We start from the raw sequence: 22,533 nt of genomic DNA on the forward strand, positions 1-22,533 counted from the left end.
TCTCGGAAATCCCTTGTTTTTGCTCGTTCTCCGGCCGATCTTTCACACCATTCCTCACGCGCTTGAAACTCAACAATGCCCAACAAAACCCATCTACACTTACGCCAATAGCGTAACTTTTTTTCGCGGTTCTGGACAGGTTACGCTGAGGGATTTTAGTATCCACAGAAAAGTTACGCTGACCTCTCGTACCGCATATGGCTTTCGACGCACGCGAAGCCCGGCTTCTTCAGCCTGGGCAACACATTACCATCGACGACCAACCAGGGCTTCGCCTGGAGGCAACCAAGACCCGGCGCACCTGGACGTATCGGTACAAAAGCCCTGTCGATGAGCGGATGCGACAGGTGAAGGTGGGGGACTGGCCCGCCATGTCGTATCACGCGGCGGTGGCGCAATGGGAAGTGCTGCGCAAGCGCCGCGATGAGGGTATCGACCTGGCCCTAGAGAAGAGGGAGCGGCGCCAGTCAGGGCGCACGCCGGCGGCGAGTCGTCCGGGCGGCCCGACGGTGCGCGAGGTCTGCGACATCTACCTGGAGGGGCACATCAAAAACCGGGCCAAGAAGGGGCGCGACGAGGTGGCCCGAACCTTCAAGACCATGCTGACCGGCATCGAGGAAACGCCGGCCGTGGCCGTTACCCGAAAGATCGCGTTCGACCATATCAAGCAGTACGACTATGCCCCGGTGCAGGCTGGAAACCTGCGGCGCGAGTTGGGGGCGGCCTGGGACTACTGCCTGGATTCTGGCGATCTTCCAGAAGACACGCCGAACTGGTGGCGCTTGGTGCTGCGCGGCAAACTGAAGTCCAAGGGCCACAACAAGCTGGGCGTCAAGAAGGGGGCCGGGAAGCGGGTATTGAGTCCGGCCGAGGCCGGCCAGGTGATTCGGTGGCTACCGAACTTCTCCACGAACGTCGATGACATGCTGACGATCTACCTCTGGACTGCGGTGCGCGGGGCGGAAATCGAAAAAATGGAGGGGAAGGAGGTGGCCGAGGAACCCACGGGCCTGTGGTGGACAATCCCGAAGGCGAAGACGAAGAACGCCCATCGGCCCGATGCTGACGATCAGCGGGTGCCATTGGTGGGGCGTGCGGCCGAGGTGGTGCGTCGGCGGAAGGAAGCCTATGGCGATGGCTACCTGTTCCCGTCGGACAGCAAAGAGGGGTATTTCCCGCAGAAGTCGGCGGGGGTGGCGGTGTATCACCACATGCCGTATTGCCGCACGGCTCCAGATCGCCCGAGGGTGCGGCTTCCGGTCGAAAACTGGGCGCCCCACGATCTGCGGCGCACCTCGCGCACGTTCCTGGCGTCGCTTGGCTGCCCAAGGGACGTGGGCGAGGTGATCTTGGGGCACATGCTGGAGGGGGACGAAGGAACCTACAACCGCTACACCTTTGACAAGGAGCGGCGGAAGTGGCTCACGAAGCTGTCGGACTACCTTGAGAAGCTGGCGAAGCGGTAGCGGCGCGCGGCTTTTTGGCCCCGGTGTTCGGCGGGGGCGGGATATTGGAAACCGGGCGGTTTTCAGCCCATTCCGCGATTTCACGGTACAGCCAGCCCACGCGGCGCGCGGACAGCTCGCGCGGCGGCGGGAACTCGTTGCGCGCGACCATGTTCTGGATGGTGGTGGCCGAAAGGGTTGTCAGCTTCTCCAATTGCTCCAGTTCAACGCAGATCGGGGGTAGGGTCAGTTCAGCCATGATGCCCTCCATCACGCCGTGCTTGGCGTGCGTGCGGCTGCCCATAGCCAGAGGTCGGCCGGCTTTCAATGCTCGCGCCGGCGACTTTGTTTTGCTCGTCGGTCATGTCGGAATCCTTTTGTAGTTCGTGTGGTTGCGCGCCGACACCCATGATTGCAACGTCACGGGTGCCGGCGTGGTTCAAATTTCCGATCAGGCGCGCCGCTCCATGAAGGCTTCCTCGTGGCGGAAGTTGGCGCGGACAAGGGCCTCGGCCTGCGCGGGCGAAACGGAGTTGCCGCACATGCGCACCTGGGCCGTGATCGAAAGGGGGATGCGGGGGATCAGGCGCGGGTCGCCCGGCACCTGCACGCCGTCCTTGAACAGCAGCTTGGGGTCTGGAATCTCGTGGATGATGTAGTCGTCGGGGAACGACTGCGCCCGGTACAGCTCGCGGGCCTTCAGCATCCGCAACGTGATGTCCACCAGCACCCAGCAGATTCCGCCGTAGCTCATCAGCACCAGCTCGGCCGCCTCGGGGAACAGGTCGGGCAGGTGTTCATGCAGCAGGGCCGCGCACGCGCGCGCCTTCTCTCGGTGCTCGGGGGAAAGCGCCTCGGCGGGCACCTGGACGGATTGCACCAGCCCCATGCGTGCCTTGGTCGTCACCGTGGGCATGGGCTTGGCGCAGCCCGAATCCTGGCCGCCCTCGCTGTAATACTGAACGAGGTAGGCCGTCACCAGGCGCTGATTGCTGCCCGATGCGGTGATCGTGGAGATGGGCGCGCTGGCCGGTCGCCCGTCGCCGTCGTAGAACCCGCCGTTCGCCTGCTCGAAGAAGGCCGACGCGAGCGCGCTGGGCACGCTGCTGGCCGTCACCGAGTTGAGCGGCGTTTCCAGGCTTCGGACGCCGCTGCTCCACCGCTTCGCGCCGGTGCTGCACGATTCCCCGTGCCCCATGTCGATGAGGTTGGCGACGACCAGGGCCTGTTCGCCCCGGTTCGCCCCCGTCACCGTCGGCAGCGGTTCGGCCGGCGTGGTGCCGGCGCGGTCGCCGTGGTGCGTCAGGTGGGCCAGATGGGCGGCCACCAGGGCGTGCTTGTTCGCCGTCACGACGGTGCCGAGCGGCGCCTCGATGTCCTGCGCGCGCGGCTGCTGGCCCTCGCGCTCGCCGTAGCCGATGGTGACGAGGTGCGCGCCCACCATCGCATGGTGCGTGCCGCTGGCCGCCACAGTTGAAAGCGGTTGCTCGACACTGTGGCCGCCCATGTGGGCGTCGCTGGTGCCGCGCAGCGGGGCCAAAGTCGGGGCCACGACGCTGAAATGGCCGCCCTTGACCTGGGCGCAGACGGTGCGCAGCGGAGCATCCGCCGGCATCGTGCGCTGGTTGCTCGCGTTGGCGTGCTCCGTGAGGAACGGCGCCAACGTAGGCATCACGACCGCGCGGTGGCTCTCCGTGGTCAGCGTGCCCAGCGGCTGGTTGGCCGCCGTGGGCTTGCCCGAGTACGCCGGCCCGCCGGCGCCGACGAGGAACGGCATCGACGGCATGGCGTCGATGGGGTGGATACCGGCCTCGTTGCCGCAGGTCGGGCACGCGCCGGGGATTCCCTCATCTTCCGCCCGCCACGACGGGAACGTGTTGCCGCAGGTGGTGCAGCAGAAATCGTGCGGTCGCTCGGCCGTTGCCGGCGGCGTGGGGAAGATCGGCTCGAACGGCCACGGCTCCGGGTTCGCGGCCAGCGGCGCGATCACGGGCTGGCCCAGCATGTGGTGGTTGCCGGTGGTGACGGTCGGCATGGGTTGGTCGATGCCAGCGCCGGGGTGGCCGCTGGTGTTCGTCACGATGAAGGGCCGCGCGCTGCTCAGGACATGGCGCCACAGGCCCTTGGCGACGCGCCGGCGGGTATTGGCCGCCAGCGGCTTCGGCCGGTCGAAGATGCTGGTCGCGGGCAACCCGAAGTCGATGCACTCGGCCGCCGTTCTGTAGGGAGCCAGCATCCCGGCCAGCACCTCGCGCGAGGTCGGCTCGCCGTGCGTCGCTTCCGGCCAGATGATCGGCAGGCCGTCGCGGCGCGCCACCAGGAACAGCCGCTTTCGGATAGTCGGTGCGCCGTTGTCGCACGCGCGCAGCTCGCGCCAATCCACCTTGTAGCCGTGCTGGCGGAGCTGCCGGACGAAGCTCTCGAAGGTCTTGCCCTTCTTTGCCGGATCGGGGTAGAGGTTGCCGTCGGTGCCGACGATGACCGGCCCCCAGGTTTGAAATTCCTCGACGTTCTCCAGCATCAGCACCCTGGGTTTCGTGAGCGCCACCCAGCGCATCCCCACCCAGGCCAGCCCCCGGATGTGTTTGGAAACCGGCGTGCCGCCCTTTGCCTTCGAGAAGTGCTTGCAATCGGGACTGAGCCACACCAGGCCCACCGGGCGGTTTCCCGTCACTTCGATGGGGTCGATGTCCCACACGCTTTCGCACAGGTGCTTGGTGTAGGGGTGGTTCAGCGCGTGCATCGCAAGCGCCTCGGGGTCGTGATTGATGGCGATGTCCACGGGGCGCCCGAACGCGGCTTCCAGCCCGGTCGAGGTTCCGCCGCCGCCGGCGAAGTTGTCGATGATGAGTTCGCCGGGGAACGGCAAGGCGAGTTGCGGGCGCTGCATCTGGGCGGCTCCTTCAAAAACAAGGGGCGCTAGGTGGCGCCCCTGGGGTGTTGGAATTGACGGGATAGGCCCGCGTGGCGGGCCGGCACGTTGATGAAGCGGTCGTGCGCCGCTCAATCAAAAGGGATGTCGTCGTCCATGTCGGCGAAGCTGCCCGTCGGCGGCGCCGACTGGGTGGGGCGCTGCGCCGCCGCCGCGTTGCGCGCGGCCGGCCTGGCGGCCTGCTGACGGCCTCCGCCATGCTGGCGAGGCGGTGCGCCGCCGTCGTCATAGTGGCCGCCTTCGCCGCCACCATCGCGCCCGCCGAGCATCTGCATCTGGTCGGCGATGATGTCCGTGCTGTAGCGGTCGGCCCCGGTTTCCTTGTCCTGCCACTTGCGGGTCTTCAGGCGGCCCTCGACATAGACCGACTTGCCTTTGCGCAGGTACTCGCCGGCGATTTCTGCCAGCCTGTTGTAGAAGACGACGCGGTGCCATTCGGTGTCTTCGCGCCGCTCGCCGGTGCCCTTGTCCTTCCAGGTTGAGGTGGTGGCGATGGACACGTTGCAAATCGCGCTACCGTCCGGCGTGTAGCGCACCTCGGGGTCGCGCCCGAGATTGCCCACCAAAATGACCTTGTTCACTGATGCCATGCTGTCTTTCCTTTTCTCGTATGGGTGGCCGCCTTCAGTGCGCGCGGTGCCGGCGCACGACCTCGGCGGCCAGGTTGCGGGCGGCCTCGTCATGGGGAAGCCGCCCCGTGTCCATCATTCCGTTGCGCCAGCCGTGCCAGTAGGACTTGCTCTTGTCGCTGCCCGGCTCCGGTGCGCCGTGCAGCCCGGCGAGGTATCCGGCCACGCATTCGCCCTCGTCGAGGACGGCCAGCTCGTTGATGGTTGAAAGGGGCTGGTATTCGCTCATCTGGGCGGCCTCCCGCCGCTAGGCGCGACGAAGCGCGCGGCCAGCTCTTGCTTCAGACGAAAGAGCAGTGCATCCGTCGTGGCCGGGTCGAGGCCGGCCGAAAGGCAAAGCTGCACTGCTACCGCGTCATGGTCGAGGCCGGCTCCGGGTATCGCGGCCCGTTCGGTGGGGCCTGGGGCCGCGACAGGCCGGCGGCTAGTCGTCATCGCCGCCCCGTTGCAGGCACTTCAGCGTCACGCCCTCGGGGGCGTCGATGACCAGGGCCGGCTGGAAGCCGTTGCGGTAGTCCTGGGCCTCAATGCGCATGGGCCAGCGGGGGAAATCGCGGTCTTCGGCGTCCGGGTCGTAGTTGGCGACGCCGATCAGCCAGCTACCGCTGTTGCCGGGGCAGTGCTGGCCGGTGACGACCACGCCGAGTTGCGGCTGGCCGTCGATGGCCGGGCCGAGCACCAGGTATTCAATCGGCTTTCCGCTGGCGCAGTTGTCGTAGTCGTCCTTGAAGTGGGCGACTTCGCCGAAGGTGTCGTCGCTGTAGCCCTCGAATCGAAGAATGGGCATGGTTCTCTCCTTGAGGTTGGTGTGATGGCGCTCAGTCGCGCACGAACTTGTAGGAACCCATCGCCAGCAGCATCAGCAGCGCCCAGAGGCAATGCCACGACCCGCTCATCTGGTAGAGCTTGGTGGTCGTCCAGGCGCAGGCGACGATCAGGACGATGTTCTTGACCATCACCATCAGGCCGATCAGCAGTTCAGGGGTGTATTTCTCCATCGCTCTTTCCTTGTGGCGGCCACTGGCCGCCGAGTCGCTTAATCAGGTGGCGCACGCCGCGCCGGCGCTCGCCGGTGCCGCGCACAACCCACAGGCCCGTGCCAGGCCAGAAATCGACGATCAGGTCAGCGGCCGACACAACCAGGTGCGCGCCGCCGTTCTTGGCCTCGAAGGGAATGCCGGCGGCGGTCAAGTTCCGGGCCGAGGCGTCGCGGTTTCCGGCGCGCTTGCGCTGGCTGTCTTCCTCCAGCGCGGGCTTCACGTCGCGCCAGTAGTCGCCCATGTCACCCATGCTTGACCCCCTTGGTTGAGGTGATGCCCAGTTGGGCTTTCCATTCAGCGATGCGCTCGTCGCATCGGCGCGCGCTGGCGCGGTATTCCGCCTCCCGGTCTTTCGCGCGCAGCCGGGCAATCGGGTCTTTCCGTCCAATGGGGGCGGCGCTCAGGTCGCGCGCGGTTTCGCGCGCCTGGGCGGCCAATTTCAGGAAGTGCTTCTTCTCGGCGCGCAGCCGGGCTATCTCGTCCTTGATGGCGTTGCTCATGTGACCAGCCCCTTGTGCCTACGACAGGCTTTTCAGAATGGACTGGAGCTGCCGCAGCTTGCCCAGGTTCTCCACGTTGGCCTCGCGCTCCTGCTCGATGGTCAGCGCCGCTTCCTCGATCTTCGAGGCCAGCTTCTTGAGCCGCACGCCGAACTCGTCGGCCAGGGCTACGACCTCGCCGGACAGTTCGCCCAGGATTTCGATGGGCGAAGGCTCGGGTTGGTGCGCCGGGGCGGTGACGGTCAGGGTGGGCCTGGGGCTGGGCATTGCTTGGGGCATGGGTGCTTCCTTTCTGGGTCGAGGGGTTGGGGTTCGGATGTCGGCGCGCTGGAACATGCCCGTTTCCGGCTCGCGCACGAGGCCGGCTTCGCGCAAGGCACCCAGGCAGCCGCGCACCACGCGAAGATCGGCGTTGCTGCGCTCCACCTCCTTGAGGGCATTCCTGATCTGGATGGCCGGCCAAGCTTCGCGGATGGGGACGACCTCGAACACCTTGCGGGCGAGGCTGGTTTGCCCCTGGAGCAGGGAATTGAGCTTTGAGGGCGTCATGGCTCGCCACCTCCGGCTGTTGCGAACTGGGCATGGCGAAGCAGGCGCTCATTGGCTTCATGCGCCTTCATCTGGGCTTCCACGGCCTCGCGCATCCAATGGGCGGTGGTGCTGGTTCCCCACCAGGCCACCATGCTTTCCACGATGTCGGCGTCTTCTTGGGTGACATCCGGCACCAGCTTCCAATTCACGCGGGCGAGATAGCCGGTCGTGATGGGGTGCTCGCGCGCGAGCATGTATTCGATGGTGCGCAGGCCGCTGTTGATGCCGTGCAGGCGCTTGTTGTTGATCGCCCACGCGGCGAGGTAGGCGTCCTCGGCGCAGGTGAAGGCGCCGGATTTCGCCAGCCGGGCCGCGTTGTCGGTGAAGTCTCGGCCGCCGTTGCAGCCCATGAACACCATGAACGAGGCCGCGACGCTGGCCGCCCGCTGTCGCGTCTGGCCGTTGGTGCGGAAGATGAAGGCCCATTCGTCGGGCCTTTGCGCGGCGAACTGCTGCCACAGTGCCAGGAAAAGCCCTTCGCGGGGCACGCCCCGGCGCGGCGGCTGAAGCGGCACATGGCACAGTTTCGGGGAAACGCGATGGTCTATCGGGAGCATGGTTGATTCCTTGTTTTCGCTTCGCGGTGCGCCTTGAGCGCGGCCTTGTAGCTGGCCTTCGCCGCCTTCTTGGTGTCGGCCCACTCGCCGGCGATTTCGCGGTAGCCGAAGCTGTCGCGTCGGTACATGCGCCATTGCCATCTGGCCTTGCCGCCCTCGTACTGGCGGCGGGCGTCGAGCGTGGGAAGCCTGCTGCCGCACAGGAACTCCCCGAACGATTCGCAGCAGTCGGCATCCAGCCATTCGCCATAGCGCGTGGGCTTCGGTGGCGGCGGAAGGCTGTCGAGGGCCACGGCGCGCCCGACGTCGGTGACGCGGAACACGATGTCGCCGTCGGCACAGAACTTCGGCGTGGGCGAGCGGGCCATAAGGCCCAGGGCCTCCAGCGCCTCCAGGTCGGGCATGTCGTGATGGCCTGGGCTGGCGACGAAGTGATTGCGGTACGGGTCGCGGCGGTCGATGCTCAGGCCCAGGGTGTGGTGCAGCAGTTCGACCTGCCGTTGGGTGCATTGCTCGGTCATGGCCTGGCCCTGATTCGCCAGCTCCAGCAGCACGTCCGCATGGCAAGGCTGGCCGAGCGGGCACCAGCAAGCCAGCGAGTGGCCCTTCAGTTCTTCGCGGGCTTCCTCGACGATTTCAGTCCGTCGGGCCAGATAGTCGCGGAACAGTGCGACGGCCGCCTCGGGGGTAGGCGCGGCCGGCGTGCCTACCTTGTAGGGGTTCCCCCACTTCGTGGGCCGGCCGACGAACACGGCGCTGGCGGGCATCCGCCAGCCCTTGGCCCGGCTGCGCTGTATGCGCTTCGGTGTGTCAGCCATTGCGCGCCTCCATCTCGGCCCGGTATGCGGCATCGACATCGGCGTGGGTCTGAAGCGGAATCTTCGTCCAGGCCCCCAGCAGGTACTGGCCGATGGCCGTGATGCTGTAGCGGCCGAATCCGTTGTGACGGGCGAAGCCAAGCTCCAGAAGGCGCGCCATGCGTTCCTTGGAAACGTCGAAGCCCTCGCCATCCTCCAGGCATTCAGAGAGGCGCTTCAGGGCGGACAGGTCGTGATCTGCAAGCAGCGCCTCGACCTGCGCCGGGGTTGCGGCTTTGTCGCACGGGTTCATTGGGGAATCTCCTTGCTCAGGGCGTGGGCCAGGTGGCGCGCGTAGGTGGCGACGGCGCGCCAGTACGCGGCCATCGGCCCCTTCCTGCGGCGCCAAGCGTTTTCGGCTTCGGTGTTGGCCTGATCGCGCAGCTCGCGCATCACAGCCTCGATGCGCGCGCGGTCGGCCTTTGGCAGGCGGCGCAGGGCCTGGCCCGCCGGCAGCTTCAGCAGCGGGTTTTCATAGCCCATAGGCCGCCTCCGGGTAGCCGTCGTGCAGAAGGCCGTCCAGGCTTCGCCCGGCTTCTTGCTTGCCGACGCGCTGCATGTAGATGTCCTCGCCGGCATCCGGCGTGCAGTGTTCGCAGGTTCGGGTGTCCAGCCCGTGCTCGCCCAGGCGCGTGACGTGCGGCCAGCGTTTGCATTCCGGGTCGAGCGCCACGAAGTCGGTTCCGCCGCCGGTCAGGAGGCCGGAGCGCGGCGCCCACTCTCCCCATTGTTTGAACAGAAAGGCGACATCGGACGAGAGGCACTGGTCGCGCAGACGGCGCACCCAGTTCGGGTGCATCGGGCGCGCGCCGTGGCCGCTCTCGCCGCCGACGATGACCCAGTGCAGCCCGCCGTCGGCCGGCTTGCGCAGCTCCATCTGCCGCTTCCCTGCGTGGGTGCGGAAGTTGCCGGTCGGCTCGCTGAAGATATGGAACCGAAGATCAACCGGCCCCAGCAGCGGCTCGACGCTCAAGAAGCGCACGCGCGCGGGCAGCGCCAGCAGCCGGGGAATGTCGCGGTCGGCCTCCTGCTGGTTCACCACGGTGATGCCCAGCCAGACGTTCGATGGAAGATGCGGCGCGTCCAGGTGGTCGAGCCAGAACAGTTGCCGGGCCACTTCCAGCATCATCGGGGCCACGTTGCCGACGCGCTTGGTGACGAGAAGCCAGTCAAGGTGCGGGGTGCGCTCGATGAGCTGGAACAGGTCGGCGCGCCAGGACGACGGCACGGCGTTGTCGAACACATCGGCCAGCGATGCGCAGAAGACGCGGTAGCGCACGCCCAGGCGCTCGGCCTCGGCATTCCACTTCAGCGGCTTCTTCCAGATGGCATCGCTGCTGCGGCGGCGGTCGGCGCCGGCGCCCCATTGCACCAGGCCGCTGCGCTTGGCCCAGCCTTCGGCGTAGCAATGGTCGCAGCCGGGGCCGACGCGCTGGCAGCCGTACCAGGGATTGAACGTGTGGTGCGCCCACTCGATCTTGGTGTTCTCGGCCATCGTCAGCCCTCCTTTTTCTGGGCTTCGACCTCGGCGCGGTGCTGTTCGTAGTGCGCGTTGGAGCAGAAGCCCTTTCCCATCCAGAGGCTGTTCGAGGGGCGGCCGCAGAAGCAGGTCGGGAACGGGTCGGCGCGGTTGGCGTCGTACCATGCCTGCGCCTCCTTGCCGTAGGGTTCGTCCTCGTCGGGGATGAAGCCAGGGCCGGCCAGGCCGTTGTGAATCCAGGTCATGGCCGCGTCGGCTCCCTTGCCGTGCTGCCATTCAATCCATGCGGCCTGCTGGGCCACGGTCATGTCGTGGATGATCTTGCCCAGGTCGTTCGTCAGCTTCTTCGCGCGGGCCAGCTCGTCCGCTGCGGCGGCCAAGCGCGCCTCGATGTGCTCGCGCGCCTCATCGACGGTGGCGGGCGCGAAGTCGTATTGCTGGGTGCTGGCGCTGTAGCCGGTATTGCCGACGCGGGGGTACTGGCCGGGCGCGTAGGGTTCGGGGAGCGGCTGGGCATAGACGAACACCACTTCGCCCTTGCGCGTCGTGTCCTTGAAGCCGTCGCCGTCGATCTTGCCTATGCCCTTCAGGAGCTGGGATGCGCCGGCGGCTGGGCCGGCGGCCTCGGGGGTGGTCGTCATGGTCGGGGAGTCCTTCGATGTTGATGTGCAGCGCGGCGCGCTGCCTTCATCGAAGGCGCGGCCGCGTGAGTGGTGATGCGGCCGCGTTGCCTGCCTGGCCGGTGTGGCCGGCCAGGACGGGGCTTACGGCTTGCCGGAAATGACCGGGAACCCGGTGATTTCCTTGATGCGCGTCAGCTCGTCGGTGACGGCGCTCTTGAACACACGGTCGGGGCGGATGAGTTCGTACCAGAACGTCACCTTGCCCTCGCGCTCGCGGTACTTGAGGCGGGCTTCCAGCGGGTAGGCGTTGCTGCTTCCGTCGAACACCGGCAGGCCCAGCGTGAAACGCTCGAACACCTGCATCTTCGTCCGGGTGTCCTTGTCCTCGTCCTCGACGAACTCGAACTGCACGCCGCCGTTTTGCAGGTTGATCTTGCTGCGCAGGCGCTTTTCGGCGTTGGCCTCGAAGCCCAGGGCCATCTGGAGGATGTCGGCGCCGCTGGGCATTCCGGGTACGGCCGCGATGTCGGGCAGGTTGTCCTCCAGCCAGGTGGCGAAATCGGCTTGGGAGAAGTTCGTCTTGTTCTTGCCCAGCCAACGCTTCCATTCCAGGGCCTGCTTCGGCGAGAACTGGCAGAGGTGGTCGCGCCACTGCTGTGCGTCGATGTCGGAACCGTGGTCGTTGATGACCGCCACCAGATGGAAGCGGCTGGCTTCGGCGTCGATGTCGGCGTAGATCGTGGCGTTGTCCAGGCTGCCGTGCTTCTTCGTGTAGAAGATGAAGCTGTCGGTGTCCGTGGTCGTCACGTCGGCACGCTTGCGGGTAGGCGCCGGAAGCAGCGATTCCAGGTCGTGGATGTTGTAGCCCTCGGGCACGGCCACGTAGGGGGTGCCGCCGTGGCTGGTAATGGGCTGCACGGCGGCCGCGCCAGCGTCGAGCACGGTCTTGATGTTGTCGGGTTGTTCCATGAAAAAGACTCCAGGTTGAGGTGGTGGTTAAGCGGCGGTGACGGACTTCAGTTCGCGCACCGGCTCCGGCGCGACGGACTTCAGATCGAGCTTGGTCTGGCGCGGGTCTTCGGCCATGAGGTTGCCCTCCGGCGTGGCCCACAGCAGGGACTCGGCCGGCAGGCCCTTGGGCTTGGTGATGTTCACCTCGGCCTTGACGGCCAGGGCGCCGGCGGTGGAGGGCTTGACGGCGACTTTCAGCGTCAGCGTGCCAGCCTTGTTGTGCGCGGCGACGGCGTTGATAAGTTCGCTGAACTTGTCGCCCGCCACGTCCATGATGGGCATCAGGTCGCCGTCCTCGGTTTCGACCTGGACGGACTGGAGGTTTTCATTGAGCGGCTTGCTCATGGGTTCTTCCTTTCACGGTTGGTTGATGAACACGGCCTTCCGGCGTGTGTGGCTCCTGCGCGGCGGCGAGCGCCGCGCCCTGGTGGATGTCCTTGGCTTCCACGATGTCGATACCGACGCGGTGGGCGACGTGTATCTCCAGGTGGGCGCCGGCGGACTTCTGCCAGCCGGCCAGCAACGCGATGGCGTCGCAGGTCAGCAGCTCCATCAGGTCGGTGCGCAGGCAGTCGTGCCAGGTCTTTTCAGGCTCGGGGTTGAGTTCCGCCGGATTCACCACGTCGTAGCCCAGGGCGCGCAATCTGGCGGCCTCGGCGTTGAACGCGGGGAAGTTGTGCTCCGGCATCCCCGACATCGGCCCGCTGATGTAGATGCGCTTCATGGGGCGGCCTCCGTCGCCGCCGGCGCGTCCTTGGCTTTCCGCCCATGCTTCAGCGCCCCGGCGTGGCCGTAGTGCGTGCTGGCGACGGCCTCGTAGTAGTCCTGAAGCCCGCGCAAGGCGCGCGCGAGCGTGCCGTCCTTGTGCGTGTGGAGCCACCTGGCCCGCCGTCCGTATCCGGCCGACTTGGCCTCATAGACCGGCTTCTGGCCTTCCCGCTCGACCCGGACGACGGAGAGGGTCGAAAGCCGGTTGGAGCCGCTGGACTGGATGCCGGTGGCCTCCAGTCGCCAGTCGAGGCGGGACTGATGCACCGTCCAGTCGTACCCCGGCATGATCTTGACCAGCTCGGCGCGAAACTCCTTGCTGTTCATGGTGCCGTCTCCTTGCTGTGCTCGATGGCCTTGTTCGGGTCGGCCGTGCGCCAGTCCGGCCACGTCCGCGCCTCGTTCTTGGCCTGCTTTGCCTTCAGCGTGGCGATGATCTGTTCGGGACTCGCGCCGGTGCGCCATGCGCCGTCGAGGGCCAGAATCACGACATCAATCCACTCCTCCAGGTCGTCGGGTGCGTCGGCGATTTCCGCCAGCTCTTTGCGGATGTGGTCGGAGACGCCCTGCGTGCGGCGGCCGGGGCCGAAGGTGTTGCGCGAGAACTTCGCCTGGCGCACCAGATGGGCGTGGAAGTCGAACGGCGTGCCGCTGGTGAGGCGCGGCCAGACTTCGGGTGGCATGGCCCGGCCGAAGATCGCGTAGGGGCCGTTCTCGGTGTCGTAGATTTCCAGCAGCACCCAGCCGTCGCCGGCTGGCGGCTCCGGGTTCCAGTCCTCGATGCTGGCCGATTCCTCGAAGTAGCGGTCGGCCAGCCGTTCGTCCTGGCTCTCCAGGGAGACGAACGCGGTTTCGATGCCGAACACTGCCAGCAGGTCGTCGTAGCGCACGCTCTCGTCGCAAACCGGCATGGCCGGGTGGCTCAACCAACCGTCCGGGTCGCGCACGATGTCGCGCGGCGCCAGCAGCCGCGCGCGCAGGTCTTCGAGGCTGGCGTGCGGCTCGCGGGTCTGGGCCTCGGTGGTCGGCTCGAACAGCTTCACCTCGTGCGTGGCGTCGCACCTGTCGCACCGCCATATGGCCTCGGCCGCGTGCTGGGTGCGGCCATGCGTCCAGTAGGGTTCGCCAGCAATGCCGGCATCGCACCCGCAGGACTTGCATTTCCACTGGTTCGGGGCCGCCTCCGGCTGCGCTCCATCGTCGAGCAGCGGCACCGATTGCACGATGCCGATGATTTCGCTGATGGCGTCGTACTTGCTGATGCCGGCCGGGGCCTGATACCGCTGGATGACGGCGGACACCTGGCGCAGCGCGGTTTCGGCCGCGCCGCCGTGCTGGGCCGGGCCGCCCAGCGCGATGACGATGCGCTCCATCATGTCGGTCTGCTGCCCCACGAGCAGTTCGCCGTTCATGAGGATGTGGGCGAGCCAGCGCCCGCCGCGCAGCAGGTGGTAGGAGTTGGCTTCGCCGTTCGCGCGCCACGACACGCCGCGATAGCCTCCGGCCACGGGCGCGGGCGGCGCGCCGATCAGGAACGGCGCGGCGGCGATCAGCCCGGCCTGCACGGCAATGCCGGGTTCGATCAGGCGGCCGGCGCCGGCGTGGTGCTCCGCGCACCGCTGCTCGGCGATCTGGAACACCTCGACGGCGTGCTCCATGCGCGGGCCGTCGGCCAGGGTGATGCCATCGCCGCGCTGGTGCAGGAACATGGCGAAGTTCGCCACGTCGCGCGGGTCGCCCTTGAAGACGTGCGCCAGCAGCATGTCGGACAGGGCCTTGGCGCTGACCTGGGCCTTGTCCTCCCAGCCGCCGCGCCCCTTCGCCCGAGCGTCCGCCAGCTTGGCTTTCAGCTCGGCCGCGAAGCGATCTACCGCTTCGTCGTCAGGATGGTGGGCGGCGTGGGTCATGCGGCCACCTGCTCGGGGTGGAACTTCTTGAACGGCAGGCTCTGGAGGTGCGCGCCGAAGAAGGAACCCAGCGACTCGGCGCCGATGAAGTCCGCATACACCTGCGGTTCGACGTTCGGGTAGTGGTAGATGGCACCGGCGCCGCGCTGGAACGTCACGGCCAGCGTGCGCGTGGCTTCGTCGTAGCCGACGGCCTTGATCTTGTGCGACTCCACTTCCTTCATGGGGATGTGCTGGTAGTCGGCGGCGTCGTCAAATGCTGCTGCGGGTGCTCGGGTTGCCATGTCGGTAGTCCTTTCAGGGTTGCGGGTTGCGGCCGGGGCGGCCTGTGTTGCCGGCGCCGGCTGGCCGGCCTGCACGGTCTGGATGTGCCGCACCAGGGCGGCGCAGATACGGGGGAAGTCGCGCTCGCGGTACAGCTTTGCCGACTTGTCGGTGGCGACGTGCGGGAAGCCCAGCGTCGCCAGCCCATCGGCCGTCAGCGCGATGGGCGCCAAGCGTTCGTTGATCTGGCCCAGCTTCAGCGTTGCGGTGGAAAGGCTGCCGCCACCGCCGCCACCCATCGGGCGGCTGTGGGCCGCGCACTGGGGACTGGCCGTGACGATTTCCACCGCCGGCGCCGCTGCCATGTCCATCCCCAGGAAGGCCGATGCGTCCGCGTTGCCAGGGAAGTAGCTCGCAAGGCTGTCGGGGCCGTTGTTCTCCAGCGCCGCATTGGCCGGATGCAGCGGCACGATGGCGGCGTCTTCCGCACCGTCAAGCAAACGTTGCTGGGCGGCGGCCGCCTCGCGCTCCTGCTTGTCCTTCGCCTCGCGCTCCAGGCGCTCGGCTTCTTCCTTGCGAATGCGCGCGCGGTCGGCCTCCAGTCGCTCGGCCTCGGCCCGCTTGTGCGCGTCGATGCGGGCCGTGATCGCCAGCTTGAAGTCGTCCAGCGGCTTGACCGCGAGCTGTTGCAGGTCGGGCAGCAGCGCGCGGTGTTCGGCTGCATTGGTGCCCACCCAGGCCAGTTTCGTGCGCAGGTCGCCGGCCTTCTGGTCGGCGGCGATCTTGCCGTTCGCCAGCGCGGTGTCGAGCTTGTCCTGAACGCTCGCCAGGGTCTTCAGGCCCTTGATGACGGCCGCGAAGTCCGGCGCCGGAACGTCCAGGCGCAGCTCGGTGATTTCGCGCTGGAGTTCGGTCAGGTGATCGGCGAACGCCTTGCGGGCGGCCTCGATCTTTTCCTCGCGGCGGCGCTTTTTCTCGCTCTCCAGCAGCTTTTCCGCCATTAAGCGGTTGTCGCGCGTCAGCTTGTGCAGCGCATCCTTCGCGCGCTTCGCAGCATCGACGCCGGACACCTGGGCCAGCATCTGCGCCTCGGCGGCGTCGAGCGCATCCTCGGCGCGCTTCAGTGCCTTGATTTGCAGGTCGAGGTCGGCGAAGTCCTGGTCGGTCTGCGGCTCCCGAATCAGGCGCTCGTCCAGAAACTGGCGCAGGGCCTGCTCGAACACCGTGAAGTTCTCGGCCACGGTCAGCGCGCCGGACACCTGCACCGACACGGCGGGCAGCGCCTGGACGGGTTCGGCGACGATGGCCGGCTTGGCCTCGGGCAGCACGTAGTCGGCCAGGTCGCGGTCGAACTGCGCCCAGCCCGCGCGGATGCGGCCGAACCATTCCGGGTCGGGCCGGACTTCGACCCAAACGAGGTTGCCGGGCGTGCCGTCGGAGACGACGAAGATCACGCGCGCGGCGCCCGTCACCAGCATGATCTGCTGGCACTGCGGCATGTGTTCCTCGGGCAGGATGCCGGCGCGCACCGATGCGGCCAGGGCCTCGTTCCATTGCTTGTGCTCGAACGCTGTGTCGTAGAGCATGGTCAGCCCGTCGCACGATGCCGACAGATTGCCGCCCTCGTCCTCGTTCGAGGTCGTCACCGGGTAGAGGTCTTCGCCGATGATTTCCTCGACCAGCGGCCGGGCCAGGGCTTCGACCTGGTGCCCGTAGTCGAGGATGTTCACCTGCACCCAGTCGGAGAACTCCTTCGGCGTGCCGGTGTGTTTGATGCGCAGCAGTTCTGAGCGGGTCGTTTTCTTCGACAAGCCGAGCATCGCGGCGGCTTCGCTGGCGCCGTGGTGGGTCAGGCGGAAGGCTTGCCATTCCGGGCTGCCCTGGACAAGTTCGTGGATTTTCATTGCTGCGCGCCCCCTTCAGCCGCCCACGACGCGATTTCCATCTTCTGGTCGTCGGTGAGCAGTTCCTTGGTCTGAATCATTGCGATCAGGTCGTTCACCGACTTGCCGCCCTCGATGGCCTTGCGCCACCCGGCTTTCTTCTTCTCGAAGGCTTCATCGCTGCACGTCGGTAGCGAGCCGCCCTTCGAGCCGTTGCCGGCGCCAGCCCCGCCGCCGGCATTGCCCGCGCCGCCGCTCTTGCCGGCCTGCTGTTCAGCCTTGTTCTCCATGACCGACTTCCACGACGATTCGCCGTCGCGGATGGCACCGTAGATGCCGCGCAGATTGACCAGCTCGGCCGGCGAGCAGGTATCCAGCGTGTGGCCCAGGTACTCGGTCAGGTCGGCCGCCTTCACGCCGATTTCGCCGAAGGCATCGGCGATGCGCTTACGCTCGGTGTCGGGGTCGCGCGCGGCCTCGTCCAAGCGGATGGCCTTGATGATGGCCTCGGCCTCGTCCTGCAAGTCGCCGGGGATGATGCGCAAGCCCAAGGTGCGGATGGCCTTGGAAATCTGCGCAGCGCGCTTGTTCAGCAGGTCGTCGTCGGTGGCGGGCACCGTATAGACGTTGCGGTTGTAGCTGTTCTTGCGAACGCTGATGTAGGTGCCGTCGTCGGACGGCTTCGACCGCTCCACCGTCTTTGTGACGCGCACGTCGAGCGGGTAGGTCAGGTTCGATTCCAGGTCGGTGACGCTGACGCGGTGGATTTCCTTGCCCTCGTCCTCGAAGATCATGCTGGTTTCGACCAGCACGTTCGTCATGCAGCGCAGGGCCACCTCGACGAAGCGAATGCCCAGGCCCTCCACGCCATCGCCGATGGGCTTGCGGTAGTAGGCGGACTTGTTGTTGGCGAAGCTCGGGCGCTTGCACTCCTTGAGCAAGTCCTGGCGCACCTGATCCCACTGGCGCGGGCGGCGCAGCGCCATCACGTAGCGGGCCTCGACAACGGCCTTGGCCTGGGCGGCCACGTAGGCCGATGCGGTTTCCTGGGCGGCCAGGGTCGAGCTGGTGCCGCCGAAGTCCTGGCGCACGGCCAGGGCCTGATTCACGGGGGAGTTCATGAGAGGGGTTCTCCGGTAGGTTTCGATCAGTCGGCCTCGCAGCGGCGGCAGCCGCGCCCACGGCACCGGCGGCACGCGCTGTCCGCTTCGGCGTCGATCTGGCGCTCCGCTTCCTTGCGGGCAATGGGTTCCCAGTAGCCGCGCGCCAAGCGCGCCAGCGCCTCGCCAGCCGCCGCCGTGTCGCCCTCGGCCAGAAGGCGGCAAAGCGGCTCGATCTGCGGGTCGCCCGTTTCGCAAAGGGCCTCGCAGAGGTTGGCGGGGTTGAAGGGCGTGAAGCCGGGCGCGGTCAGCAGCTCGGCGGCGCGTTCTTCGATGGCCGCGTCGCGGCCTTCGTCGTCGGGTGCCCTGGGGTCGTTGGGGTGGCCGGTGTAGGCCGGCCAGGTGGCCTCGTCGCCGGGGCCTGGGAGCGTGGCGAGGTTCATAGCGTCACCCCGGCCAGTTCCCAGGCCCGGCGGATGCCGTAGCCGCGTGCGCGGTAGTAGCGGTAGTCGGCGAGGCGTTTCTTCAGGCGTTTGAGGGCCTTCATTCGCGCATCGCCTCCACGCTGACTTTGCAGAACCCGAAGCGGTCGAGTGCATCCATGACCGCCCCGCAGGTGCTCTTGAACAGGGCGGTGTAGCTGTGCTGCTCGCCCGTCGCCGTTCTCACGCTCACCCGGCATTTGACGAGCCGGGCCGGCCGCGCGGCAGGCGTGGCCGCCGCGCAGGCAGTTGTCGATGCGCTCATGGATGCGCTCCTTTCAGGGGGAAATCGAAAGCGCCCCTGACGGGGCGCTTGGGGCGGCCCGCTCGGCGGGCCTGCCCCGGACATGACACAAGCCACAGAGGGCACTACACCTTTGCGAGGCGGCCACCGAAGAGGGAGTCCGAGAACTCCGCGCCGGAGTAGACGTAGAGAAGGAAGGCGCCGGCGTCCTGGCCGCTGCCCCAATCGCCGCCGTGGTAGGCCACGGCGTTGGGGTAGCTCCAGAAGTAGTCGCCGAAGGCCGATTCGTCGCGGTCGTCGCGCGTCGTGGCGGGCAGGAAGACCGCGCCCAGGTCGAAACCGGCGTCGCGGTCGGTGGCGCGGCGGCGGAACCAGCCATCGCCCGGCGCCTCGACATCGGTTTCCACGTAGGTCTGGCTGCCGTCGGTAGCCCAGATGCGGTATTCGCTGTCGGCGTTGGTCTGCAAGCCATCGACCATCTGCCAGGCGTTGCCCCACAGGCCGACGATGCCGCGCCAGGTGGCCTGGGCCACGGTTTCGTCATCGACCGCACGCACGCCGCCGCCATTCACGTTGCCGTCGCCGATGGCCTGCTGCGCGTCGGGGGTGCCAAGTTCGATCAGCAGCAGCGCCTGGATGGCCGCGAGCTGGTAGATGCTCCAGAGCATCCAGCCCTCGCCACGCGCGGCGGCGCGCGCCTGCATGGTCGGGAAGTTGATGGAGGCCAGCGGCTTCAGGCCGGGCTGGCTGCCCAGCTTGTCGTCGCCGTCCGGCGTGCCCTGGAACTTCCCGACGTGGAACTGGGCCAGCTCGGCGCCGTGGTGGCGGAACGCGGGGTGCAGCTCGAAGCCGGGCGCGGGTTCGGGGCTGACCCACAGCGCCTTCTTGCCCGCGTGCTCGCCGGTGGGCACGGCGCCGGCGCGGTAGTAGAAGGCCGGGACGCGCACCAGGTGCTGGCCGTCGATCACTTCGTCGGCGATGCCGGCGTAGGTCGGGTGGGCGTCGAAGTCGCCGGCGGCCGGCGCGATGCTGTTGCCCTCGGCGTCGATGCGCTGCCAGTTGCCCAGCGCCTTGCCGATGATGATGCCGATGATGTGGCTCATGAGGATTCCTTTCTTGCTTGCTTGCTTGGGAGGGGTGGCCTACGCCGGCTCGGCGGCGGCCTGTTCTTCGTCGGCATCCGGCTCGACGCCGACGGCGCGCATGACCTGCGCGAAGTCGTCATCGAACAGGTAGCCGCTCGTGCGGTAGCTCTCGACCATCCGCCAGATACCGAACTGGACGGTCTGATCGGTCGTGCCCAGGTTCTCGCCGTTGATGAACAAGGCGTCGGAACCGTCCTTGCCGTAGGCCGAGACGCTGGGCAGCATCCCGGCGCGGTACAGCAGGTCGAGCAGCAGGCTCGTTCTGCCGTACAGGTTCAGCGTCACGTCATGGCCCATCGCGCGAACGACAGGCCACTTGCCGATACCGGCAGTGCGGATTTGGATGTCCATGTCGGTGTCCTTCGGGGGATTGCCCTGGCGCGGGCCGCGTTGCCGCGCTGGTGTGCGCGGCTGTTCGAGGTGCGCCTTCTCTCAGGCTGTCATGGCGCTTTCGGCTCACCATTGCGGGGCTTACGTCTGCCCAACCGGCCCGGCCTACCGGGCTTCTTTGCGGCATTGATGCGACTCGGTGCGCGCGCCGCGCCCCCTGCGCGTTGCCCGTGAAAACGGGCGCCAGCTCTGGCCTTGCCTCGACCGGCTGCCGGGGGGTACTGCATGTCTTTCTGCCCGTCGTTACCTGCGCCACGAACGGGTGGGCGTCTTTCGACCTGGCCTATGGCTTCGTCACGACCCCCGCGGGCCGCTCCACCAGGGAGGCCAGGATTTCGCACGCTTTTGCTTCTACGGCGCGCGCCCAGGCGTAGGAGGTTGGCGCCGCGCCCCTGGGGGCGGGCCTCGCCTCTATTCATCCGGCAGGTTGTTAAAGAGCGGTTGCGCTGCTTTTCGCGTGTCGTTGCGTGTCGCTGCGCGTCTTGATGAGCCGAATACTAGCCGCGCTAGTTTTGTTCTGTCAATAGGTGCGCTAGTTAATGTGGCAAAATAAAAGCCCGGCGACGTGCCGGGCTTGCGGAGATGGAAGATGGACGACTGGAAGGTGTGGGCGCTCTGGGCGGCCGTGGGCTTCAACCTGGCGGCTGGGGCCTGGAGTCTGGCGGCGGCTATCCGCTACACGCGGAAGGAGGCGCGGCTAGATCGGGAAACTTTGGGCACGCGCCCGCTGCTGTCGGACGATAGGGTGGCGTCCTTGCGGCCCGGAGACACCGTGCTGATGTTGCTGCCGCTGGCAGGTATGACGGCCGATCAGCAGACGGCCCTGATCGGCTCAATCAAGACGATGGCGGAGTCCGCGAAGGCGCGAGGCATTGAGTTCATCGTCCTGCCCGATTGGGGGAAAAAGGCGATTGTCGTTTCTCGCGGCATCCAGGCGGAGCGCGCCGACGATGAGGCAGCAAGAAAGGAGGACGCCGAATGGCTGTTTCAGGTGTGGAAAGAGGTCGGCGAACGCGATCAGGCCGCTCTCGCGGAACTTGAGTCGAGCGCGGAGGCTGTCAGGAAGGAAAGTGCTGCCGCAGTTCTTCGAGAAGCGCGTTTGCAGTTGGCAGCAGAGCTTGAACCTCTGCTTCGGGCCATTCAGAAAAAAGCGCAATCCCTTCAAGGTCTTCAATCCGGGCCAGCAGGTGCGCCAGGGCTACTTGAGGATGTTCGTGCTCTTTCAGAAGCGATAAGCAAAATACCCTGAGCAACCTGCTTTCGAGCTGCGCTGATGCAAGCGCGGCTTTTTCTTCGTTGTTCATGGGTTGCCCCGCGTTTCAACGGCCGGCGCCTGGGCCAGCTCAACACGGTGCAGGACGATGGAGCGCATTTCATCTTCCCATTCGGGGACAAGGCGGGTGCGCAAGACCTTTGCCCATTCGCTCGCGTCCCAATCGGTGGCAAGGTCTTCAACGTCCACCATCGGCAGCAGCAACACCACTTGCTCATCGTCGCCCAGCTCGGCGACGGCCTTGAAGGTCATCCTGTCGAGTTGCCGCATCGTGGTGTCGTATAGGCCGTGCGCGCTGCCCTCTTGCAAAAGAAATCCCAAGAACGCCAGGCCGTTTTCAATACCCTCGCGCGTCTCTGGCGATGGCGCGGCGCGGAAATGCGCGATCACCTTGTCGCACACGCGGCGCTTCAGCTCCGCCCGGTCGAACTGGAGCCATGTGCGGGTTGCCGAACCAAGCAGGCGCAGGCGATTAAAAAGCTCGTCTGAGCGGTCTTGTGGATCAGCTTCAGCGGACGTTAGGTTCATCGTCGTCATTCGGCGAGGTTGTGGGTTTCTATCGGGCGGCCTCAAGCTCGGTAGCGCGGTTGGCGGTCTTCGTTGCCACGCAGTCGTAGGATGTGAGCATCGCCGCCTGCCCGCCGTCCTTGTCGAGCGCGCATTCTTGATCGCGCTCCTTAATCCACTGGCGTTGTCGAGAGCGCAGCCCGTCCTTGTCGGCCGTGGCTGCCATCGCCGTTTTGTAGGCTGCGTTCAACCGAGCATCCTGGCGGACGGACTCTTTGTTGCTGCACTCGATCATGTCCGGCATGGCTCCGGCCGCGTCGTCGATGCACTTCTCATAGGTGCTGGCGGCGGTCGCTGCCGTTTTCTGGGGTGCAGCCTGGGCCTGCGGCTGACGTTTCGACCACAAATCGAGATATACGGCCTCGAACACGGGGGCCTGCATTTCACGACCGGAAACTGTTTTGTATTTCGTGTTCGATGTGTATCGGCCAATTAAATCAAATCCGCCGCCGATCTTGGCATTATCGAAATAGTATTTCTGTAGTTGCTTTGGAACTACAACTGCAAAATAGTCGGTGCTCTCTCCCATGCCGCGCGAACGGCGCAAGGCACTAGCAAGGAGTTCATTTTCTTCAGACGGAGAAAGGCTGGCGAGGAATGACGGGGTTTCGCTGGCCTGCTGGATTTTCCCGTGAAGGGAATAAAGTTCTCCGTCTGCGCGAATTTTGGGGGCGCTGGCAAGTTCTCCGCCAGGCTTTGCCCCTTGTGCGGCGATGGCCTGCTTGAAGTCGCTGGATTGGGCGTTGGAGATGACCGGAGACGATGCCAGAGCCACCATGATCGCCACAATAATTTCAATCCGCATGATGCCCTTTCTCTGTCGATTTTTATACTTCGCTGCCCTG

Annotated in this window: 30 protein-coding genes; 2 read left to right on the forward strand and 28 right to left on the reverse strand. The window is 66.5% G+C overall.

Features of this window, described 5'->3' with window-relative positions; translation table 11 throughout:
• The first annotated feature begins 197 nt into the window (after positions 1-197).
• The gene (locus tag E6C76_RS03710) at positions 198-1,466 is read left to right on the forward strand and encodes a tyrosine-type recombinase/integrase (protein ID WP_136346892.1); all 1,269 of its coding nucleotides are present in this window, start codon (positions 198-200) and stop codon (positions 1,464-1,466) included.
• On the opposite strand, the gene E6C76_RS03715 is transcribed toward E6C76_RS03710, so the two are convergent.
• The 26 genes from E6C76_RS03715 to E6C76_RS03855 form a co-directional block, all read right to left on the reverse strand.
• The gene (locus E6C76_RS03715) at positions 1,423-1,704 is read right to left on the reverse strand and encodes a helix-turn-helix transcriptional regulator (protein ID WP_136346893.1); all 282 of its coding nucleotides are present in this window, start codon (positions 1,702-1,704) and stop codon (positions 1,423-1,425) included. The genes E6C76_RS03710 and E6C76_RS03715 overlap by 44 nt on opposite strands.
• 192 nt (positions 1,705-1,896) lie before the next feature.
• Positions 1,897-4,335 (reverse strand): DNA cytosine methyltransferase, encoded by a 2,439-nt coding sequence (locus tag E6C76_RS03720; protein WP_136346894.1) that lies wholly within the window; start codon positions 4,333-4,335, stop codon positions 1,897-1,899.
• 113 nt (positions 4,336-4,448) lie between these two features.
• Positions 4,449-4,967 (reverse strand): single-stranded DNA-binding protein, encoded by a 519-nt coding sequence (ssb, locus tag E6C76_RS03725; protein ID WP_136346895.1) that lies wholly within the window; start codon positions 4,965-4,967, stop codon positions 4,449-4,451.
• A gap of 34 nt (positions 4,968-5,001) precedes the next feature.
• Positions 5,002-5,235, reverse strand: coding sequence for a hypothetical protein (locus E6C76_RS03730; RefSeq protein ID WP_136346896.1), 234 nt, complete (start codon positions 5,233-5,235; stop codon positions 5,002-5,004).
• Positions 5,236-5,430: 195 nt separating this feature from the next.
• A complete protein-coding gene (locus tag E6C76_RS03735; protein ID WP_136346897.1) occupies positions 5,431-5,793 on the reverse strand; it encodes a hypothetical protein in 363 nt (120 codons plus the stop codon).
• Between the two features lie 31 nt (positions 5,794-5,824).
• The gene (locus E6C76_RS03740; protein WP_087778553.1) at positions 5,825-6,004 is read right to left on the reverse strand and encodes a hypothetical protein; all 180 of its coding nucleotides are present in this window, start codon (positions 6,002-6,004) and stop codon (positions 5,825-5,827) included.
• Complete coding sequence (locus tag E6C76_RS03745) at positions 5,985-6,287, reverse strand: hypothetical protein (RefSeq protein ID WP_136346898.1); 303 nt, start codon at positions 6,285-6,287, stop codon at positions 5,985-5,987. Before E6C76_RS03745 ends, E6C76_RS03740 begins: the two co-directional genes overlap by 20 nt.
• 1 nt (position 6,288) lies before the next feature.
• Positions 6,289-6,546, reverse strand: coding sequence for a hypothetical protein (locus tag E6C76_RS03750; protein WP_087778550.1), 258 nt, complete (start codon positions 6,544-6,546; stop codon positions 6,289-6,291).
• Positions 6,547-6,564: 18 nt separating this feature from the next.
• Complete coding sequence (locus tag E6C76_RS03755; RefSeq protein ID WP_136346899.1) at positions 6,565-7,095, reverse strand: hypothetical protein; 531 nt, start codon at positions 7,093-7,095, stop codon at positions 6,565-6,567.
• The gene (locus E6C76_RS03760) at positions 7,092-7,694 is read right to left on the reverse strand and encodes a hypothetical protein (RefSeq protein ID WP_136346900.1); all 603 of its coding nucleotides are present in this window, start codon (positions 7,692-7,694) and stop codon (positions 7,092-7,094) included. Before E6C76_RS03760 ends, E6C76_RS03755 begins: the two co-directional genes overlap by 4 nt.
• Positions 7,682-8,512, reverse strand: coding sequence for a DUF4326 domain-containing protein (locus E6C76_RS22185; RefSeq protein ID WP_211090088.1), 831 nt, complete (start codon positions 8,510-8,512; stop codon positions 7,682-7,684). The genes E6C76_RS03760 and E6C76_RS22185 overlap by 13 nt, the downstream gene beginning before the upstream one ends.
• Positions 8,505-8,804: a hypothetical protein gene (locus E6C76_RS03775; protein WP_136346901.1), complete on the reverse strand. Its 300-nt coding sequence runs from the start codon at positions 8,802-8,804 to the stop codon at positions 8,505-8,507. The genes E6C76_RS22185 and E6C76_RS03775 overlap by 8 nt, the downstream gene beginning before the upstream one ends.
• Positions 8,801-9,034, reverse strand: a complete 234-nt coding sequence (locus E6C76_RS03780) for a hypothetical protein (protein WP_136346902.1) — start codon at positions 9,032-9,034, stop codon at positions 8,801-8,803. The genes E6C76_RS03775 and E6C76_RS03780 overlap by 4 nt, the downstream gene beginning before the upstream one ends.
• On the reverse strand, positions 9,024-10,046 hold the full coding sequence (locus tag E6C76_RS03785) for a phage Gp37/Gp68 family protein (protein WP_136346903.1): 1,023 nt from the start codon (positions 10,044-10,046) through the stop codon (positions 9,024-9,026). Before E6C76_RS03785 ends, E6C76_RS03780 begins: the two co-directional genes overlap by 11 nt.
• 2 nt (positions 10,047-10,048) lie before the next feature.
• Entirely contained in the window at positions 10,049-10,672 is a 624-nt protein-coding gene (locus tag E6C76_RS03790; RefSeq protein WP_136346904.1) for a hypothetical protein, read from the reverse strand.
• 123 nt (positions 10,673-10,795) lie between these two features.
• Positions 10,796-11,623, reverse strand: coding sequence for a DUF2303 family protein (locus E6C76_RS03795; RefSeq protein ID WP_136346905.1), 828 nt, complete (start codon positions 11,621-11,623; stop codon positions 10,796-10,798).
• A gap of 27 nt (positions 11,624-11,650) precedes the next feature.
• Entirely contained in the window at positions 11,651-12,010 is a 360-nt protein-coding gene (locus E6C76_RS03800) for a hypothetical protein (RefSeq protein WP_136346906.1), read from the reverse strand.
• On the reverse strand, positions 11,991-12,389 hold the full coding sequence (locus tag E6C76_RS03805; RefSeq protein ID WP_136346907.1) for a DUF4406 domain-containing protein: 399 nt from the start codon (positions 12,387-12,389) through the stop codon (positions 11,991-11,993). Before E6C76_RS03805 ends, E6C76_RS03800 begins: the two co-directional genes overlap by 20 nt.
• A complete protein-coding gene (locus tag E6C76_RS03810) occupies positions 12,386-12,760 on the reverse strand; it encodes a hypothetical protein (protein ID WP_136346908.1) in 375 nt (124 codons plus the stop codon). The genes E6C76_RS03805 and E6C76_RS03810 overlap by 4 nt, the downstream gene beginning before the upstream one ends.
• Complete coding sequence (locus E6C76_RS22340) at positions 12,757-14,340, reverse strand: dATP/dGTP pyrophosphohydrolase domain-containing protein (protein ID WP_230976148.1); 1,584 nt, start codon at positions 14,338-14,340, stop codon at positions 12,757-12,759. Before E6C76_RS22340 ends, E6C76_RS03810 begins: the two co-directional genes overlap by 4 nt.
• Entirely contained in the window at positions 14,337-16,508 is a 2,172-nt protein-coding gene (locus E6C76_RS03830; protein ID WP_211090089.1) for a KTSC domain-containing protein, read from the reverse strand. Before E6C76_RS03830 ends, E6C76_RS22340 begins: the two co-directional genes overlap by 4 nt.
• Positions 16,505-17,608 carry a hypothetical protein gene (locus tag E6C76_RS03835; RefSeq protein WP_168734230.1) on the reverse strand — a complete coding sequence of 368 codons (1,104 nt, stop codon included), beginning with the start codon at positions 17,606-17,608 and terminating at the stop codon, positions 16,505-16,507. Before E6C76_RS03835 ends, E6C76_RS03830 begins: the two co-directional genes overlap by 4 nt.
• Before the next feature lie 26 nt (positions 17,609-17,634).
• Positions 17,635-18,030 carry a hypothetical protein gene (locus E6C76_RS03840; RefSeq protein WP_136346909.1) on the reverse strand — a complete coding sequence of 132 codons (396 nt, stop codon included), beginning with the start codon at positions 18,028-18,030 and terminating at the stop codon, positions 17,635-17,637.
• Positions 18,031-18,130: 100 nt separating this feature from the next.
• The gene (locus E6C76_RS03845; RefSeq protein ID WP_087778535.1) at positions 18,131-18,334 is read right to left on the reverse strand and encodes a hypothetical protein; all 204 of its coding nucleotides are present in this window, start codon (positions 18,332-18,334) and stop codon (positions 18,131-18,133) included.
• Positions 18,335-18,438: 104 nt separating this feature from the next.
• Complete coding sequence (locus E6C76_RS03850; RefSeq protein WP_136346910.1) at positions 18,439-19,416, reverse strand: hypothetical protein; 978 nt, start codon at positions 19,414-19,416, stop codon at positions 18,439-18,441.
• A gap of 39 nt (positions 19,417-19,455) precedes the next feature.
• Positions 19,456-19,809 carry a hypothetical protein gene (locus tag E6C76_RS03855; RefSeq protein ID WP_136346911.1) on the reverse strand — a complete coding sequence of 118 codons (354 nt, stop codon included), beginning with the start codon at positions 19,807-19,809 and terminating at the stop codon, positions 19,456-19,458.
• A 628-nt stretch (positions 19,810-20,437) separates the two neighbouring features.
• Between E6C76_RS03855 and E6C76_RS03860 the strand changes: the two genes are divergently transcribed.
• Complete coding sequence (locus E6C76_RS03860) at positions 20,438-21,097, forward strand: hypothetical protein (RefSeq protein ID WP_136346912.1); 660 nt, start codon at positions 20,438-20,440, stop codon at positions 21,095-21,097.
• 51 nt (positions 21,098-21,148) lie between these two features.
• Here E6C76_RS03860 and E6C76_RS03865 read toward each other — a convergent pair whose 3' ends face one another.
• Both E6C76_RS03865 and E6C76_RS22190 read right to left on the reverse strand, forming a co-directional pair.
• Positions 21,149-21,658, reverse strand: a complete 510-nt coding sequence (locus E6C76_RS03865; protein WP_136346913.1) for a hypothetical protein — start codon at positions 21,656-21,658, stop codon at positions 21,149-21,151.
• 19 nt (positions 21,659-21,677) lie between these two features.
• Positions 21,678-22,493, reverse strand: coding sequence for a lysozyme inhibitor LprI family protein (locus E6C76_RS22190; RefSeq protein ID WP_211090090.1), 816 nt, complete (start codon positions 22,491-22,493; stop codon positions 21,678-21,680).
• Positions 22,494-22,533 lie beyond the last annotated feature (40 nt).

Origin of the sequence: Pseudothauera nasutitermitis, from assembly GCF_004801295.1 — a bacterium.
GTDB lineage: Bacteria > Pseudomonadota > Gammaproteobacteria > Burkholderiales > Rhodocyclaceae > Pseudothauera > Pseudothauera nasutitermitis.

Bases quoted from the DNA above. Each gene is read 5' to 3' on its own strand.
- E6C76_RS03710 (WP_136346892.1), top strand. From the start codon at position 198: ATGGCTTTCGACGCACGCGAAGCCCGGCTTCTTCAGCCTGGGCAACAC.
- E6C76_RS03715 (WP_136346893.1), bottom strand. From the start codon at position 1,704: ATGGCTGAACTGACCCTACCCCCGATCTGCGTTGAACTGGAGCAATTG.
- E6C76_RS03720 (WP_136346894.1), bottom strand. From the start codon at position 4,335: ATGCAGCGCCCGCAACTCGCCTTGCCGTTCCCCGGCGAACTCATCATC.
- ssb (WP_136346895.1), bottom strand. From the start codon at position 4,967: ATGGCATCAGTGAACAAGGTCATTTTGGTGGGCAATCTCGGGCGCGAC.
- E6C76_RS03730 (WP_136346896.1), bottom strand. From the start codon at position 5,235: ATGAGCGAATACCAGCCCCTTTCAACCATCAACGAGCTGGCCGTCCTC.
- E6C76_RS03735 (WP_136346897.1), bottom strand. From the start codon at position 5,793: ATGCCCATTCTTCGATTCGAGGGCTACAGCGACGACACCTTCGGCGAA.
- E6C76_RS03740 (WP_087778553.1), bottom strand. From the start codon at position 6,004: ATGGAGAAATACACCCCTGAACTGCTGATCGGCCTGATGGTGATGGTC.
- E6C76_RS03745 (WP_136346898.1), bottom strand. From the start codon at position 6,287: ATGGGCGACTACTGGCGCGACGTGAAGCCCGCGCTGGAGGAAGACAGC.
- E6C76_RS03750 (WP_087778550.1), bottom strand. From the start codon at position 6,546: ATGAGCAACGCCATCAAGGACGAGATAGCCCGGCTGCGCGCCGAGAAG.
- E6C76_RS03755 (WP_136346899.1), bottom strand. From the start codon at position 7,095: ATGACGCCCTCAAAGCTCAATTCCCTGCTCCAGGGGCAAACCAGCCTC.
- E6C76_RS03760 (WP_136346900.1), bottom strand. From the start codon at position 7,694: ATGCTCCCGATAGACCATCGCGTTTCCCCGAAACTGTGCCATGTGCCG.
- E6C76_RS22185 (WP_211090088.1), bottom strand. From the start codon at position 8,512: ATGGCTGACACACCGAAGCGCATACAGCGCAGCCGGGCCAAGGGCTGG.
- E6C76_RS03775 (WP_136346901.1), bottom strand. From the start codon at position 8,804: ATGAACCCGTGCGACAAAGCCGCAACCCCGGCGCAGGTCGAGGCGCTG.
- E6C76_RS03780 (WP_136346902.1), bottom strand. From the start codon at position 9,034: ATGGGCTATGAAAACCCGCTGCTGAAGCTGCCGGCGGGCCAGGCCCTG.
- E6C76_RS03785 (WP_136346903.1), bottom strand. From the start codon at position 10,046: ATGGCCGAGAACACCAAGATCGAGTGGGCGCACCACACGTTCAATCCC.
- E6C76_RS03790 (WP_136346904.1), bottom strand. From the start codon at position 10,672: ATGACGACCACCCCCGAGGCCGCCGGCCCAGCCGCCGGCGCATCCCAG.
- E6C76_RS03795 (WP_136346905.1), bottom strand. From the start codon at position 11,623: ATGGAACAACCCGACAACATCAAGACCGTGCTCGACGCTGGCGCGGCC.
- E6C76_RS03800 (WP_136346906.1), bottom strand. From the start codon at position 12,010: ATGAGCAAGCCGCTCAATGAAAACCTCCAGTCCGTCCAGGTCGAAACC.
- E6C76_RS03805 (WP_136346907.1), bottom strand. From the start codon at position 12,389: ATGAAGCGCATCTACATCAGCGGGCCGATGTCGGGGATGCCGGAGCAC.
- E6C76_RS03810 (WP_136346908.1), bottom strand. From the start codon at position 12,760: ATGAACAGCAAGGAGTTTCGCGCCGAGCTGGTCAAGATCATGCCGGGG.
- E6C76_RS22340 (WP_230976148.1), bottom strand. From the start codon at position 14,340: ATGACCCACGCCGCCCACCATCCTGACGACGAAGCGGTAGATCGCTTC.
- E6C76_RS03830 (WP_211090089.1), bottom strand. From the start codon at position 16,508: ATGAAAATCCACGAACTTGTCCAGGGCAGCCCGGAATGGCAAGCCTTC.
- E6C76_RS03835 (WP_168734230.1), bottom strand. From the start codon at position 17,608: ATGAACTCCCCCGTGAATCAGGCCCTGGCCGTGCGCCAGGACTTCGGC.
- E6C76_RS03840 (WP_136346909.1), bottom strand. From the start codon at position 18,030: ATGAACCTCGCCACGCTCCCAGGCCCCGGCGACGAGGCCACCTGGCCG.
- E6C76_RS03845 (WP_087778535.1), bottom strand. From the start codon at position 18,334: ATGAGCGCATCGACAACTGCCTGCGCGGCGGCCACGCCTGCCGCGCGG.
- E6C76_RS03850 (WP_136346910.1), bottom strand. From the start codon at position 19,416: ATGAGCCACATCATCGGCATCATCATCGGCAAGGCGCTGGGCAACTGG.
- E6C76_RS03855 (WP_136346911.1), bottom strand. From the start codon at position 19,809: ATGGACATCCAAATCCGCACTGCCGGTATCGGCAAGTGGCCTGTCGTT.
- E6C76_RS03860 (WP_136346912.1), top strand. From the start codon at position 20,438: ATGGACGACTGGAAGGTGTGGGCGCTCTGGGCGGCCGTGGGCTTCAAC.
- E6C76_RS03865 (WP_136346913.1), bottom strand. From the start codon at position 21,658: ATGACGACGATGAACCTAACGTCCGCTGAAGCTGATCCACAAGACCGC.
- E6C76_RS22190 (WP_211090090.1), bottom strand. From the start codon at position 22,493: ATGCGGATTGAAATTATTGTGGCGATCATGGTGGCTCTGGCATCGTCT.